This is a genomic window from Rhodococcus sp. NPDC056960 (assembly GCF_042674125.1).
GTDB lineage: Bacteria > Actinomycetota > Actinomycetes > Mycobacteriales > Mycobacteriaceae > Rhodococcus_F.
Genome location: NZ_JBHURF010000012.1, coordinates 274,029 through 288,662 on the forward strand (window position 1 = coordinate 274,029; position 14,634 = coordinate 288,662).

A 14,634-nucleotide genomic window follows, 5' to 3' on the forward strand; every position below is an offset into this window, starting at 1 on the left:
CCCGGGCTGGGCCGGGCCCTCCATGTTCGTTCGGGCGGGCGACCCGACCTTCATGTCCACAACGATTGCCGTCGAACCTCCGGCCGTCAACAGGCGGCGATTCGTTTTGGTGCGCATTGGACAGGATCCGTCACCGTTCCGGCACGCTCCGCGACTCAGCGCGGCGCGTTCCTGCGGGCTGTCCGCTTGGCCCACGCATTGCGCAGCAAGGACAGCGGCGTCGGCGGCACCCAGCCCAGCTGAAGAGCCTGACCGAGATCGTCGCGGTTGGCCCAGTGCTCGACCACCCGGCCCTCTTCCACGCGCAACCAGTGCGACTGCGTGACCGCGAACGTCCTGCCCGTCGGCGCGAACACCTGGGCGATCGCTCCGCGTTCGTCGTATACGACGAACGGTCCCGTGTGCCTGCCGCGCATGGTCGTGTGGACGACGGCGATTTCCCCGTCGACGACGACGTGATCGATGTCGAAACGCAGTTCGGCGAAAGCGGAACGCAGCCACAGCGCGGACGCATGGAAGGCGCCGGGCCCACGCCCGCGCGTCGCCGGCGGTTCGGCTTCACTCTCCCGGTTGAATGCGTTCGGATGCACGACGGAGTCGAAGTCGGCGCGGCTTCCGCTCGCCATGATCTCCATCGAGCGAACGGCAAGAGACCTCACCTGCGCCGACGGAGTCGGTTCCTCGATGTCCACGGTGCACCCCGCAACAGTCGGTGGGAACTCTCAGTATTCGGCGGCCCCCGGCCGGAGTCAACGAGCGACCCGGTTCGATCGGGTGCAGAATTTGCGCGCGCCTCAGCGAAACCGCGCTCCCCGACGGTACCGTCGGGGAGGTGATGGGACTGCCTGATGCGATCTCGGCCTGTTTGTTCGATCTCGACGGCGTGCTCACCGGAACGGCGGTCCTGCACCGGAAGGCGTGGAAGCGCACGTTCGACGAGTTCCTGAAGCATCGCGAGGGCACGAACTTCCGGGAGTTCACCGACGAGGACTACTACGACTACGTGGACGGACGGCCCCGCGCCGACGGCGTCCGGACGTTCCTCACGTCCCGCAACATCACCCTGCCGGAGGGCTCGCCGGACGATCCGCCCAGTGCCGAAACGATCAACGGTGTCGGAAACCGCAAGAACCGGCTGCTGCTGACGATCATCGAGGAGGAGGGCGTCAGCCCCTACCCCGGTTCGGTCCGCTACATCAGCGCCGCATACGACGCAGGCCTGAAGATCGCCGTGGTGACGTCGTCCGCGAACGGGAAGTCGGTACTCGACGCCGCCGATCTCAGCCGCTACGTCCACGTCCGCATCGACGGGGTGGTCATCAGAGAGCAGAACCTGCGCGGCAAGCCCGCACCGGATTCGTTCCTCGCGGCCGCCCGCGCACTCAACGTGCACCCCGATCAGGCAGCGGTGTTCGAAGACGCGCTGTCCGGGGTGGAAGCGGGCCGGGCCGGTGAATTCGGCTACGTCGTCGGCGTGAACCGGAACGATCAGGCCGACGCGCTGCGCGAGCACGGCGCCGACGTGGTGGTGAACGACCTGGCCGAACTCCTCGAAAGGTGAGCATGGACGACAAGGGCTACGAGATCTCACCGTGGCAGCTGAAGTGGCGCGGACTGGATCTGGAGGCACTGCACGCCACCGAGTCGACGTTCGCACTGTCCAACGGACACATCGGGATTCGCGGCACGTTCGAGGAGGGTGAGCCGCGGGGTCTCCCCGGCACCTATCTCAACGGGTTCTACGAGCAACGCCCCCTGCCCTACGCCGAGGCGGGCTACGGTTACCCGGAGGACGGCCAGACGGTCGTGAACGTGACCGACGGCAGCATCATCCGCCTGCTCGTGGAAGACGAGCCCCTGGACATGCGGTACGGCAGCGCACCCGCCCACGAGCGGGTCCTGGACTTCCGCTCCGGCACCCTGCGGCGCACCACCGAGTGGACGTCACCGACCGGTCGCCGAGTGCGGATCCATTCGGAGCGACTCGTCTCGTTCACCTCACGCGCGGTCGCCGCCATCCACTACGAGGTGGAGCCACTCGACGGCGACATCGAACTCGTCCTGCAGTCGGACCTGCTCGCCAACGAGTCGATTCCGGTGCGCACCGACGACCCGCGGGTCGCCGCGGCCCTCGACAGCCCCCTGGTCTCCGATTTCGCTGCGGCCCATGACTTCCGCGCCGTCCTCGCTCACCACACGCGGGCGTCGGGACTGCGGATGGCCGCGGGTATGGACCACGAGGTCGACTACCCCGCCGGCGGGCGGTGCAGCATCGAGACCGAAGAGGATCTCGCCCGCCTCACCGTCGCCGTTGACATCCCCAAGGGTGAGCGCCTGAAGGTGACGAAGTACCTGGCGTACGGGTGGTCGGCGCGGCGGTCGACGCCCGCCCTGCGCGGCCAGGTCGAGGGGGCGCTCGCCGGCGCCCTCGAAACCGGCTGGGAGACGCTGCTGAAACGACAGCGCGAGTACCTCGACGCCTTCTGGGAGACGGCCGACGTCGAGATCGACGGTGACGCGGAACTGCAGCAGGCGGTGCGGTTCGCGCTGTTCCACGTGCTGCAGGCGGGTGCCCGCGGTGAGTCCCGGGCGATCCCGGCGAAGGGACTGACCGGGCCCGGTTACGACGGACACGCGTTCTGGGACACCGAGACGTTCGTGCTCCCTCTCCTCACGTACACGGTGCCGGATTCGGCCCGCGACGCCCTGCGGTGGCGGCACTCGACGCTGGACAAGGCGAAGAACCGCGCCGTCCAACTGGGGCAGGCCGGAGCGGTGTTCCCGTGGCGGTCGATCAACGGTGAGGAGTGCTCCGGCTATTGGCCCGCCGGCACCGCGGCGTTCCACGTGGGGGCCGACGTCGCCGTCGCGACGTCCCGGTACCTGGCCGCGACCGGCGACGAGGACTTCGAAGCCGAGTGCGGCGTCGAACTGCTCGTGGAGACGGCCCGGTTGTGGACGTCGCTCGGCCACCACAATGCGCAGGGCGAGTTCCGGATCGACGGGGTCACCGGACCGGACGAGTACACCGCCATCGCCGACAACAACGTGTTCACCAATCTGATGGCGCAGAAGAATCTGCGCGACGCGGCGGCCGTCTGCGAGCGGCGCCCCGGGCTGGCGCGTGAACTCGGCGTCGACGACGAGGAAGCCGCGCTCTGGCGAGATGCGGCCGAGCACATGCGGATTCCGTTCGATACCGCACTCGGAGTGCATCAGCAATCCGACGCCTTCACCCACCACGACGAGTGGGACTTCGAGGGCACCCCGCCGGAGAACTATCCGCTGCTGCTCAACTATCCGTACTTCGACCTCTACCGCAAGCAGGTGGTGAAGCAGGCCGACCTGGTGCTGGCGATGTACCTGAGGGGGGACGCCTTCACCGACGAAGAGAAGATCGCGAATTTCGCCTACTACGAGGCACTCACCGTGCGGGACTCCTCCCTCTCGGCGTGCGTGCAGTCCGTGATGGCCGCCGAGGTCGGCCAACTGCAACTCGCCTACGACTACCTCGCCGAGGCCGCCCTGACCGATCTCCACGACCTCCACGCCAACGTCGAGAACGGATTGCACATCGCGTCCCTCGCCGGCACCTGGATGGCGTGTGTCGCGGGTTTCGGCGGGATGCGCGATCACGACGGCGAGATTTCGTTCGCGCCCCGCATCCCCCCGCAACTGGTCAATCTGTCGTTTCGGATGACGGTGCGGGGCAGCCAGATCCACGTGGACATTCGCGCCAACACCGCCACCTACCGTCTGCTGTCCGGCGATCCGGTTCAGCTCGCCCACCACGGGAGCGTCTTCACACTGAACTCCTCCCCCGAGACGCGGCCGATCCCGGATCTGCCGAGCACCGCGGCCGTGCGGCAACCGTACGGTCGGGCACCCGTGCGTCGCGGGGGCTGAGCGATCCTGTTCGCGGTACCCAACTTCACAGTAAGCGAACAAAATTGCGCTTCCCCGTGTCGAATTGCGCTTCAGCAAACGAAACCGACCGGTTGGCTGTAGCGTCAGGCGCGCACGTTTCATTTGTACCGATCCGAAGATGTCACCGCCACGCCGCACCGAAAGAGTCGTTGATGCCCGTCGCCGTACCCTTCCGCCCGCCCGCTGCCCGGCTTCTCGCGGTGGTCGCCGCGTGTGGGTTGGCGATGTTGTCGGTTCCATTGGCGTATGCGCAGGATCCGGTGTCGTCGGAAATCGAGCCACAGCCGAGTGGCACCGTCGCGCTCGGTTCCCGCTCGCTCGGGTTCGGTGAGGCCGTACCGTTCCGCGGCAACCACGACGAGGTCACCATCACCGTTCCGGTGCCGCAGGGGCTCACCCCCACGTCGCTCGACGGGGTGGTCGACCTTCCCGGCAACGTCGGGCGCGCCTGGATCGACGTCGAGTCCGCCGGACGGTCGCTCGGGCGGGTGGAGTTGCCCGGCGCTCCCGCGGCGAATGCGCCGGTGTCCATTCCCCTCGCAGGCGCCGAGCTCACCGAGCAGGCGGTCGCGGTCACGCTCCGGACCACGCTGGTGCCGCTGGACGACATCTGCCCCGCGGACTGGACGGGGCGCAGCCTGAACTTCCGCGACGTGCGCGCCGTGTACCGCGGCACCCCAGCGAATCCGACGGTAGTCGCGGACTTCCTCCCACCGGTGCTGCAGCAACTGCATCTCTACCTTCCCGGCGATCCCAGTTCGGCGGAGAGTGCGGCGGCGGTCGACCTCGGCGCGGCGGTCGTCGCCTACTACGGTGCGCAGCCGGTGCGGGTCGACGTGCGGCGCCTCCCCGACGACCAGCTGACACCGACGTCCGTCGACGGTCCGTTCGACCGGTCGATCGTGCTCCGGGAAAACGGCACCGCGGCGACGGAACTGATCCCCGCCCCCAGTGGTGCGCCTGCCCTCCGCCTCACCGGTGACGATCGCACGCTGCTGAATCAGAGCCGGCTGATCACGAGTCAGGTGGCCAGTGTCGCCGTGGAAGCGCGGGCGACGGCCGGATCGATGGATCACCCGCCGATCCTCGCTCCCACCTCGACGACGCTGCGCGGTCTCGGCCAGAGCAACCTGTCGTCCACGACGCACGGGCGCGTGGCGGTCGCCCTCGGACTCGATCAGACCCGGCTCGGACGTGCCTCGGACACGGTGCGGGTCAACCTGCAGGGCACGTACACACCGCTGCCGAGCACGCAGAACGGGCTGATCTCCGTCACCGCCGGCGACCGGCAGATCGCCAGCTGGGCCGCCGAGCCCAGCGGCGTGATCGACCGCTGGATCGACGTGCCCAACGACGCACTGCGGCGGGTCACCACACTCACCGTCGCCCTGCAGACCACCGGCGCCACCAACCAGTGCGGACTCGAACAGCCGGTCACGCTGTCGATCGACCCCAACAGCGAGGTCACCAGTGAACCGTCCGGCACACCGCATCCCGGCGGGTTCGAGGCCCTGCCGCAGTCATTGCTGCCGACCGTCGACGTGGCGGGCACCGTCGGCGGATTCGACGACACCGCGCGGGCCGTCGCCGTCGTGACCGGACTGCAGTCGCTGACCACCGTCGAACTCGACCCCAACTGGGTGTCGCTGGACGAGGCCGTCGACTCGCAGAAACCGGCCATCTTCATCGCCGCCGACGGGAATCTGCCGGACGGTGTGCCCCTGCCCCTGGCGAGCACCGAGAACGCCACGCTCGAATTGACCGATCCGGGGACCGAGGGCTCCACCACCGTCACGTTCGGTGCGCCGGTCGACTTCGCCTCGCTGCAGACCGCGTTCGACGGGACGCGGCAGGTGGTGGTCGCCGGATCCACGGGCGTTCCCGGCGAACTCGACCGAACACTCGAATGGCTGCGCGCCGAACCGGATCGCTGGGCGGCCCTCAACGGCGACGTGCTCTTCACCGCCGCCACCCGCGACCCCGTCGAACTGTCGCTGCCCGGTACCGGGAACAGCCCGAGTTCGTCCGGTGTCTCCACGACCGTCAGCTGGGTGCTCGGGGTGGCCGGCATCCTGCTGCTCGCCGGCATCGTGATCGCGGCCGCGCTCGTCGTCCGTCACCGCCGATCCCGTCCACTGCCACGCTGAGCGACGACCGTGATCATCCGCAACATCGCCTTCGACGCGGCGGTCCGGCTGACGGCCCGGTGGTTCCTCATCCTGGTGGCCACGGTGTTCGCGTTCTGGAAGACGTGGCAGGACGTGTGGCGGAGCACGACCGAGGGCACCGCCATCGGATACGTCTTCGTCGTCCCCGCACTGTGCATCTGCGCCGCGATCGGCATCTCCCTGCGGCGTGAGGGCGAACTGCCGATCCACGACCGGCAGACCGACAAGATCGTCGGGGGCATCGGGCTTCTCATCACCCTCGCCTTCCAGGTGCTGCTCCTCCCCCGGTTCGCCGAGGACTACCAGTTGATGCACATCGACGTGGTCGCGGCGTGGTTCTTCGTGATCAGTTCCGCGGTCCTCGTCTTCGGTCTCCGCCCGGTGTCGCGGTTCTGGCCGGTATGGGTGCTCGCGCTCGGGCTCGGTCCGCTGACCTACCGATCACTGGCCATCCTGCTGGGCGGCCAGCGGTTCCACTACGGCCTGATCATGGTGATCCTGGCGTCGGGTGCCACGGCGATCGCAGTCAGCCGCAGCAATCGTCGCGCCGCCGTCGGTTTCGCCTGCTCGGTGGCGCTCGGCAGCGTCGCGCTGTGGGTCACCATCAAGATGTTTCCGACGGCGCCGTCGTTCGCCACCCAACTGGGGCCGGCGCTCGCCACCTCGATCGTGGTCGGAATCTGCTTCTACGTGTACAAGCGCCGCGGCGGCAGCATGGCGCCGTTCGATCGACCGGTCCGGCGTCCCACCACGATCAACAGCGGATTCACGTTCGTCGCGGTGTTCGTGGCGGCCGCGGTGCTGTTCGCGACGCCGCTGCCCGACCAGAACCTCACCCCGGTGTCGCCGGGACCGGCCCCGACCGCCGACGCGGGGATCGTCGTGCCGGACGGCTGGGACCAGCTGGCCTTCAAGGAGTACAACTGGCCGCGGCGGTACTACGGTTCCACGTCGCGGCTGACGCGGCAGACCATCCGGACCACCGAACCCAATCCCGCCTGGGACGTCCTGAACCGCCCGCGCACCGTCCAGGTCGACGCACTGTCCGTGCGGCGCCCCTCCACCCTGGAGGTGTATCCCAGCCACACGCAGTACCGGCTGCAGAACGCGCGGGTGAGCCCGAAGGTCTTCGTCGACGTCGGCCGTGGGATCACCGCGGAGATGTACACCGTGGTGGACGACGACCTCCTCCTCACCTGGAGCAACCTCAACTTCGTGTGGGTGCGGAGTCCCGGGCTGACGCAGCGGATCAGCCTGATCACCGTCGACAATCACGAACCCGACGCCTACTTCCCGGAGCCGGAGCCGTCGATGGCGTCCAACGGCACCAACTCGCTGGCCGTGCTGTTGCGGGGCAAGACCGCGGTCTCCGACACCGAGCCCGAGTACAAGGACCGGGCGATGCTTCAAACCCTGGCACGCGAGATCGTGGAGGCGCAGCAGTGGTGATCCGCGAAGAAGACACGTACGACACCGAGTTCGCGACGGCCGCACTGCACGACGCCGTCAACGGTCTCCGTGAGAAGCATCCGATGTCGTCCGCGTCGGTCGCGTTCTACCCCTGGCAGCGCAATCTCCTGTTGTTCCTGCTGGCCCTGGTCATCGTGTGCGCGTACTTCTTTCCGATCCCCACGCTGGTGACGGTGACGTTCCTCTGCACGATCGCCTACGTCTGGACGCTCACCGACCGGCTGATCCTGTTCTTCCGCGGACTGGACGGCAGCACCATCGTGAACATCCCGGACGACGAGGCCCTCGCGCTGACCGACGACCAGTTGCCGCCGTACACGATTCTGGTTCCCGCCTACAACGAACCGGAGGTGGTGGCCGACCTGATCGCGGCCATGCGGGCACTGAAGTACCCGGAGGAGAAGTTGCAGGTGCTCCTGCTGCTCGAGGAGGACGACGACGTCACCATCGCGGCCGCCGACGCCGCCGGAGTGGGCGACGTGGTCACCGTCCTCCTCGTCCCGCCTGCCGATCCGCGCACCAAACCGAAGGCCTGCAACTACGGTCTGCACTTCTCCACCGGCGAGATCGTCACCATCTACGACGCCGAGGATCACCCCGACCCGTTGCAGTTGCGCCGGGTGGTCGCGGCGTTCGACCGCCTCCCCGACAACACCGCGTGCGTGCAGGCGAAACTCGCGTTCCACAACGGCACCCAGAATCTTCTCACCGCCTGGTTCACCGCCGATTACGCCTTGTGGTTCGGGTTCATCCTGCCCGGCCTGATGCGGAGCGATTCGCCCATTCCGCTCGGGGGCACGTCGAATCACCTGCGGCGCAGCGTCCTCGACGAGATCGGCTCCTGGGATCCGTTCAACGTCACCGAGGACGCCGATCTCGGTGTGCGCATCGCCGAATCCGGGTACCGCACGGCCGTCCTCGACTCCACGACGCTCGAGGAGGCGAACAGCGATCCGATCAACTGGATCCGGCAGCGGTCCCGCTGGTACAAGGGCTACCTGCAGACGTGGCTGGTGCACATGCGCCGGCCGGTGGGACTGTGGCGCGGTCTCGGCGCCGTCGGCTTCTTCCGGTTCACCGCCCTCATGGCAGGGACACCGCTGATCGCGTGCCTCAACATGGCGTTCTGGCTAATCAGCCTGGCCTGGATCATGGGGCAGCCCCACGTGATCCGGGACGAATTCCCCGCCTACGTGTACTTCCCGGCGCTCGTCTCGCTGATCTTCGGCAATGTGGCGGTGCTCTACATGAATCTGATCGCGTGCCGGGAGACGCGGAACTCGGCGCTCCTGATCGCCGGGCTGACGACACCCCTGTACTGGGTGATGATGAGCATCGCCGCGATCAAGGGCACCTACCAGTTGATCCGCAACCCGTCGTACTGGGAGAAGACGTTCCACGGACTGTCCGCACCGAACGGGTCGAAGCCGGCCGAGGCGAGTGCGGCAGACGCGACGGGTTCCACACCGTGAGGCCGACGCGGTGGTTGTTCTGGGGGTGCACCGCGCTCTACGTGGTGATCGGGCTGTATCTGACGGTCGGACACGGCTTTCTGATGGGCGATGCGCTGAGCCGCGTCTCCGCCGCACGGAGTGTGCTGTTCAGCCGCGATCCCCATCTGGCCGCCATCGGTTTCGTCTTCACCCCGCTGACGGCCGTCGTGCAACTGCCGACGGTGCTGCTGAGCCACTGGTGGCCCGGCCTCACGTCCTGGGGCGTGACGGGGGTGGTCATGTCCGCTCCGTTCATGGCCGGCGCGGTGGTGCAGATCTTCAAGATCGGCACCGACCGCCGCTGCCCGATGTGGCTCGTCTGGACGGTCACCGCACTGTTCGCGCTCAACCCCATGATCGTGTTCTACGGCGGCAACGGCATGAGCGAGGCGCCGTTCCTGCTGATGATGTGCTGGGCCACCCGCCGCCTGATCCGCTGGTGCACCACCGACGACATCCACGACCTCGTCGCCGTCGCAGTCGCCCTCGGCCTCGCCTACCTGGCCCGATACGACGCGCTCGCCGCGGGACTCGCCGTCACCGTGTTCGTGTTCGCGACGACCCTGCTCCGGCAGGGCTGGAAGAACAAGCGGGAACTACTCTTTCCCGCGACGATGGACGCGGTACTGGTGGCCCTGCCCACCGGCGTCGCGTTCCTGGCGTGGGCGGCCACCAGCTGGCTGATCACGGGCGAAGCGCTTCAACAGTTCTCGTCCACGTACGGCAACTCCAGCATTCTCGAGCAGAGCGGCGGCGGATCCACCGACACGACCTACGCGCTGGTGTTCTCGATCGCGGAGACCGTCGTCCTCGGGCCCGTCCTCCCGCTGCTGATCCCCGTCGTCGCGGTGCTGGCCTGGCGGCGCCGCGACCTCGAGGTGGTGGCGGCCGTGGTCGTCCTGGCCTCGGTCATCGCGTTCGCCACGCTCAGCTACATGAGGGGACTGACGTTCCCGTTCCTCCGGTTCTACATCTGCGCCCTGCCCTTGATGGCGGTGCTGGCCTTCCAACTGGTGCCGGCCGGTGGGGCCCTGGTCGAGCGGCGCCACGGCCCGCACGGGTTCGCGCGGCGCGTCGTCGTCGGATCGCGGTCCGTTCCGGCGGCCCTCGCCGTCGTGCTCGTCGTCGTCACACCCGTCGCGACCGGCGCGCTGATGGTGTCGCCGACGCTGTCCAGTCAGCAGTACGCGCTGGAATCCGTCGTGTTCCCCGCACCCTCCGACACCTCCGACAAGCGGCGCACCGAGCGCAGGATCATCGCGTCGTTCGGCACCGAACGCGAACTCGCCCGGCACATCGACGCCATGCATCTGCCCGAGGGGTCGGTGCTCATGGACACCGTCTACGGGTTCGCCGTCTACACCGCCACCCGCGATCCCCGCACGTTCGTCATACCCTCCGACCAGGACTTCACGTCCATCGTCAACCGGCCCGCCGACCACGGCGTCCAGTACGTCCTCGCCGTACCCAACGAGGGCCGCGGCGAATCGGACGCCGTCAACCGCAGGTACCCGACCCTCTACGAGACCGGCGCGGACATCGCCACCCTCGAACTCGAGATACCGAACGACGGCCAGGACCAACCCACCTGGCGGCTGTACCGGATCCTGTGAACGGTCAGCGGGTGCCGTTCCGTTCCCGCAGCACCCCGCGCACCGGGTCGTCGGGACCGATGTCGTACGTGCACTCCCCGGGACGAGGGTCGGGAACGAACGCCCACAGCAGTGCCCCCGCCGTTCCCGCCGCACGCTGTCCGTCCAATTTCGCGGCCACTGTGCGGGCCCGCTCGAGGACGGAGACGCAGCCCGCCCCGGCGTACTGCCCGATCTCCGCGACGAGGATCGGCTTGCGCAGGTGTTGCGCCTGCTCGATGTGCAGGGCGAGGCCGTTGTAGACATCGCCCGGCAGCGGAACGCCGTCCGCACCGTAGTCGTGGTATTGCAGCACGTCCAGTCCGGGCGACGCACCGACGAACTCGTAATCCGGTCCCGCCGTTCCACACTGACCGCCGCCGATCAGGCCGAGCGTGATCGGGTGACGGTTGTCGAGACTGCGGACAAGGGCGCCCGCGTCGTCGACGAACGTCCGGAGCGTCTCCCCCGCAGTGACCGCGCAACTGCGGTACGGGGTCAACGGTTCGGGTTCACCCATCAACTCCCACATCGCCAGCGCCGGCGAGTCCCGCCACCGCTTCACCGCCGTCGCGACCCAGTCCTCGTAGCTCAGCACCGAGCCCGGCGCGACATCGTGCCACCCGCCGTCGTACCAGTCGCTCGACTTGAAGATCTCGTCACCACACGACCCGTCCTGCGCGGCGAGGACCGGGATCACCAGCTGACGCCGAGCCTCGGCTGCCCGGAAGACGCGGTCGATCCCGGTGAAATCCAGCGCACCGGTCGCCTTGTCGATCGCGAGCCATTGGAATGCGTTGAACCGGGTCAGCGACCCCTGCGGCAGGCTGCCGAAGAAACCGTCCAGGTCGACCTCCGCGCCGCACCCGCGGTTGACGGACCAGTCGGTGGCCAGCTGATAGGCGTTCAGTCCGGCCGGCCACCAGGGCCGGCCGTCGAGAGTCAGACCCGACGGGGAAGCCTGCACCCGCGGCACCGGGGGCAGCGCCGTCGGCGCCGGGGTGGGGGCGCACCCGACCACTCCGAACAGCGCAGCTGCCACCAGCGCCGTCGACAGACGTCCCGTCATTCGTGTCAGGGTGCCAGGTTCCCCTCTCCGCGGCACACCGAACCCGCGTTGTGCGACAGTGGTGCCCATGAGTCCTGTGGTGACGAGTCCCGTGGTGACGACCGACGAGTTGGCGGAATCGCTGAGCAGCGACGCTCCCCCGATCCTCCTCGACGTGCGGTGGGCGCTCGGCGACGCCGAAGGCCGGCAGCATTACCTCGACGCGCACATACCCGGGGCCGTGTTCGTCGACCTCGACACCGAACTGGCCGCCCCCGCGACACCGGAACTGGGGCGGCATCCGTTGCCGGCGGTGGCGGACCTCCAGGACGCCGCACGCCGGTGGGGCATCCGGGCGGGCAGTCGCGTCGTGGTCTACGACGCGACCGGGAATCTCGCCGCCGCGCGGGCGTGGTGGCTGCTGCGATGGGCCGGTGTCGCCGACGTGTCGATGCTCGACGGTGGCCTCGGCGCGTGGACGGCGGCAGGCCGTCCCGTCCGCTCCGGCGACGAGCAACCACGACAGCCCGGTGACGTCGTGCTCACCGCGGGTCACCTGCCGACGCTGACCGCGGACGAGGCCGCCGAATTCGCCGCCCGCGGTCGCCTTCTCGATGCCCGTGCCGCCGAACGGTATTCGGGGAAAACCGAGCCGATCGATCCCCGCGCCGGGCACATTCCCGGTGCCCACAGTGCCCCGACGTCCGAGAACCTGGGGCCCGACGGACGGTTCGCGCCCGCCGAGGCGCTCCGCGAACGGTTCGCCGCGGTCGGCGCCGAGCCGGGCACGACGGTCGGGGTGTACTGCGGATCGGGTGTGACGGCGGCCCATCAAATCGCGGCGCTGGCCCTCGCCGGCGTCGACGCCGCCCTGTACCCGGGGTCCTGGTCGCAGTGGTCGTCGGATCCCGGCCGTCCGGTCGCCGTCGGTCCCGACGCGCAGTAGCGGTGTGTTGTTCCACGTCCGATGACCCAGCACCGGACAGCAGTCGATCGCGCGCTTTCGTGTTTCTCCAGTTCTTGACGGCCGAGCCGAGCCGAGCCGCGGGGAGTCGAGGTGCACGCGGAGTTCGTCGTCGAGGGCGACGTCGACCCGGGCCGGGCGCCGCACGGTCGCAAATCGTGCACGACGGTCGCGTCGTGGTCGGCGGCGGGCGTCAAAACCGGACTGATGGAACCCGGCGTCCACCCCCGCGTGGCCCCGGACCTTCTACTGCGCAACACCCGAGCGCACGCGGTCGCCGGAGGCGCCGACTCGATGTGGCTGCCCGACCACCTCATCAGCCTCATACCCGCCTCGATCTGGAAATCCACCTACACCGGTGCGCCCGCCACGGAGTCGAACACCCCCTCGGTCCCGACTTCACCGGCGCCCAGGACCTGCTCCCCCACACCATCGACGAGACCACCGCCCTCGACTACGCCGAACGCGTCCCGCCGTCGCTCGTCCAAATTCTCCGCGGCACGAAACGGCTCCGAGGAGAACCCCTCGCCGGCACACCCGATGTAGTGGCCGCCCACCTGCCCGACGCCGCCGACACCCTCACCGAAGATGGGCAGCGCGCGAGCATGCTCTTGTAGTACCGGCAGGAACACATGGTGTGAGTGGCCGTCTTCACCGGCTCGGCCCGCCTGTACATCAGCTCGCTTTGCGATCCTGCCGAATGAGAATCGCACATCCGCCGGGTCGACACCATCATTCTCGATCTCTCACCGAGGAGGACAAATACACCGGATATCGGGGCCTTGAAACACTGCCGCCCCTCCCGGAAACTACTCCGGGATGAGGCCGAGGGACGCCGACAGTTGCGGCCAGGACGCACGCAGGTCGTCCTGCCAGTACCCCCACGAATGAGTGCCGTTGTCCCGGAAGTCGAAGGTCGCGGGAATGTTCAACTCGTGCAGGCGTTCCGCCAATCGGTGCGTGCAGATATTGGTGGCGGACTCGATGGTGCCGCCGATTACGACCTGGTCCGGTAGCGGCGGCGACTGCGGGGTACGGGGCAGTGCCGGGTTCTCGTAGGGTCCGGGGAGTCCGTTGCCGTTCGCGATGTAGAGCGAGAGGCCGCGCAAGCCCTCGGCGTTGAGGAGTGGATCGTGCGCACGCCAGCCGGGTCCGTCGTAGGGGCCCCACATGTTCCGGGCGTCGGTCTCCCCCATCACCTCGATGACCGACCGAACGTAGGCCTGCCCGAGCGGGTCGCTGGTCTGCGCGCATCCGCTGTAGGAGGCCACACCCCGATACAGGTCCGGCGCCTCGATCGCCAGATCGAGCACGGAGGTGGCCGCCATCGACAGGCCGGCGATCGAATTGACCGCGGTGGTATCGAGCGCCGCGTCGATCACCGGAGGGAGTTCCCGGGTGAGGAACGTCGTCCATTTGTTCCGGCCGATCACCGGATCGTCCTGCATCCAGTCGGTGTAGTAGCTGAACATGCCCTCGGCGGGAATGACCACATTGGCGTTCTTGTCGGCGAGGAAGCCGAGGAGGTCGGTCTGGTTCAGCCAGTTCGCTCCATCCTCCCCGCCCCCGGCACCGTTGAGCAGGTACAGCGTCGGTCGCGGCGCACTGGTGTCGGCGGGCCGGATCACCTGCAACGGGATCACCCGGTCCATCGACGGGGAGTACACATGCAGGTCCCATCGGCGGTCGTCGAACTTGTCGATGTGGTCGACGTACGCTGCCCCTGCCGGGTGCGTCGGCTGAGGATCGGCGCCCGCCGGGGCGGCGCCCGCCAGGCCCAGTACGAGGGCCGCGGCACTCAACACACCGGCGACCCGTCGCCTCCGCCCCGTCGACGACCGTGATGAACGTCCCTGCATCAGAAATTCCGCCCTTGTCTGTTGGGTGTGGGTTGCCGCGCCCGCAACTGGGTGCGACGTCGATTCCGGGACCA

At 68.4% G+C, this 14,634-nt stretch carries 11 protein-coding genes; 8 read left to right on the plus strand and 3 right to left on the minus strand.

Annotated features, from left to right (window positions below; translation table 11 throughout):
- Nucleotides 1-155: 155 nt before the first annotated feature.
- Nucleotides 156-692 (minus strand): ester cyclase, encoded by a 537-nt coding sequence (locus ACFTWF_RS20975; protein ID WP_378463096.1) that lies wholly within the window; start codon nt 690-692, stop codon nt 156-158.
- Between the two features lie 143 nt (nt 693-835).
- On the opposite strand from ACFTWF_RS20975, the gene ACFTWF_RS20980 reads away from it, so the two are divergent.
- From ACFTWF_RS20980 to ACFTWF_RS21005, 6 genes are all read left to right on the plus strand, one after another.
- On the plus strand, nt 836-1,561 hold the full coding sequence (locus ACFTWF_RS20980) for an HAD family hydrolase (protein WP_378463097.1): 726 nt from the start codon (nt 836-838) through the stop codon (nt 1,559-1,561).
- Nucleotides 1,562-1,563: 2 nt separating this feature from the next.
- The gene (locus tag ACFTWF_RS20985; protein ID WP_378463098.1) at nt 1,564-3,906 is read left to right on the plus strand and encodes a glycoside hydrolase family 65 protein; all 2,343 of its coding nucleotides are present in this window, start codon (nt 1,564-1,566) and stop codon (nt 3,904-3,906) included.
- Between the two features lie 173 nt (nt 3,907-4,079).
- Nucleotides 4,080-6,074, plus strand: a complete 1,995-nt coding sequence (locus tag ACFTWF_RS20990) for a hypothetical protein (protein WP_378463099.1) — start codon at nt 4,080-4,082, stop codon at nt 6,072-6,074.
- A 9-nt stretch (nt 6,075-6,083) separates the two neighbouring features.
- Entirely contained in the window at nt 6,084-7,544 is a 1,461-nt protein-coding gene (locus ACFTWF_RS20995) for a hypothetical protein (RefSeq protein ID WP_378463100.1), read from the plus strand.
- Complete coding sequence (locus ACFTWF_RS21000) at nt 7,541-9,037, plus strand: glycosyltransferase (RefSeq protein ID WP_378463118.1); 1,497 nt, start codon at nt 7,541-7,543, stop codon at nt 9,035-9,037. The genes ACFTWF_RS20995 and ACFTWF_RS21000 overlap by 4 nt, the downstream gene beginning before the upstream one ends.
- Nucleotides 9,034-10,671 carry an ArnT family glycosyltransferase gene (locus ACFTWF_RS21005; RefSeq protein WP_378463101.1) on the plus strand — a complete coding sequence of 546 codons (1,638 nt, stop codon included), beginning with the start codon at nt 9,034-9,036 and terminating at the stop codon, nt 10,669-10,671. Before ACFTWF_RS21000 ends, ACFTWF_RS21005 begins: the two co-directional genes overlap by 4 nt.
- Nucleotides 10,672-10,675: 4 nt before the next feature.
- Here ACFTWF_RS21005 and ACFTWF_RS21010 read toward each other — a convergent pair whose 3' ends face one another.
- Nucleotides 10,676-11,758 (minus strand): beta-mannosidase, encoded by a 1,083-nt coding sequence (locus ACFTWF_RS21010; protein ID WP_378463102.1) that lies wholly within the window; start codon nt 11,756-11,758, stop codon nt 10,676-10,678.
- Between the two features lie 91 nt (nt 11,759-11,849).
- On the opposite strand from ACFTWF_RS21010, the gene ACFTWF_RS21015 reads away from it, so the two are divergent.
- Together ACFTWF_RS21015 and ACFTWF_RS21020 are read left to right on the plus strand one after the other, a co-directional pair.
- Nucleotides 11,850-12,683 (plus strand): sulfurtransferase, encoded by an 834-nt coding sequence (locus tag ACFTWF_RS21015; RefSeq protein ID WP_378463119.1) that lies wholly within the window; start codon nt 11,850-11,852, stop codon nt 12,681-12,683.
- Between the two features lie 314 nt (nt 12,684-12,997).
- The gene (locus ACFTWF_RS21020) at nt 12,998-13,318 is read left to right on the plus strand and encodes a hypothetical protein (RefSeq protein WP_378463103.1); all 321 of its coding nucleotides are present in this window, start codon (nt 12,998-13,000) and stop codon (nt 13,316-13,318) included.
- Between the two features lie 192 nt (nt 13,319-13,510).
- On the opposite strand, the gene ACFTWF_RS21025 is transcribed toward ACFTWF_RS21020, so the two are convergent.
- Nucleotides 13,511-14,560 carry an alpha/beta hydrolase gene (locus ACFTWF_RS21025; RefSeq protein WP_378463104.1) on the minus strand — a complete coding sequence of 350 codons (1,050 nt, stop codon included), beginning with the start codon at nt 14,558-14,560 and terminating at the stop codon, nt 13,511-13,513.
- Nucleotides 14,561-14,634 lie beyond the last annotated feature (74 nt).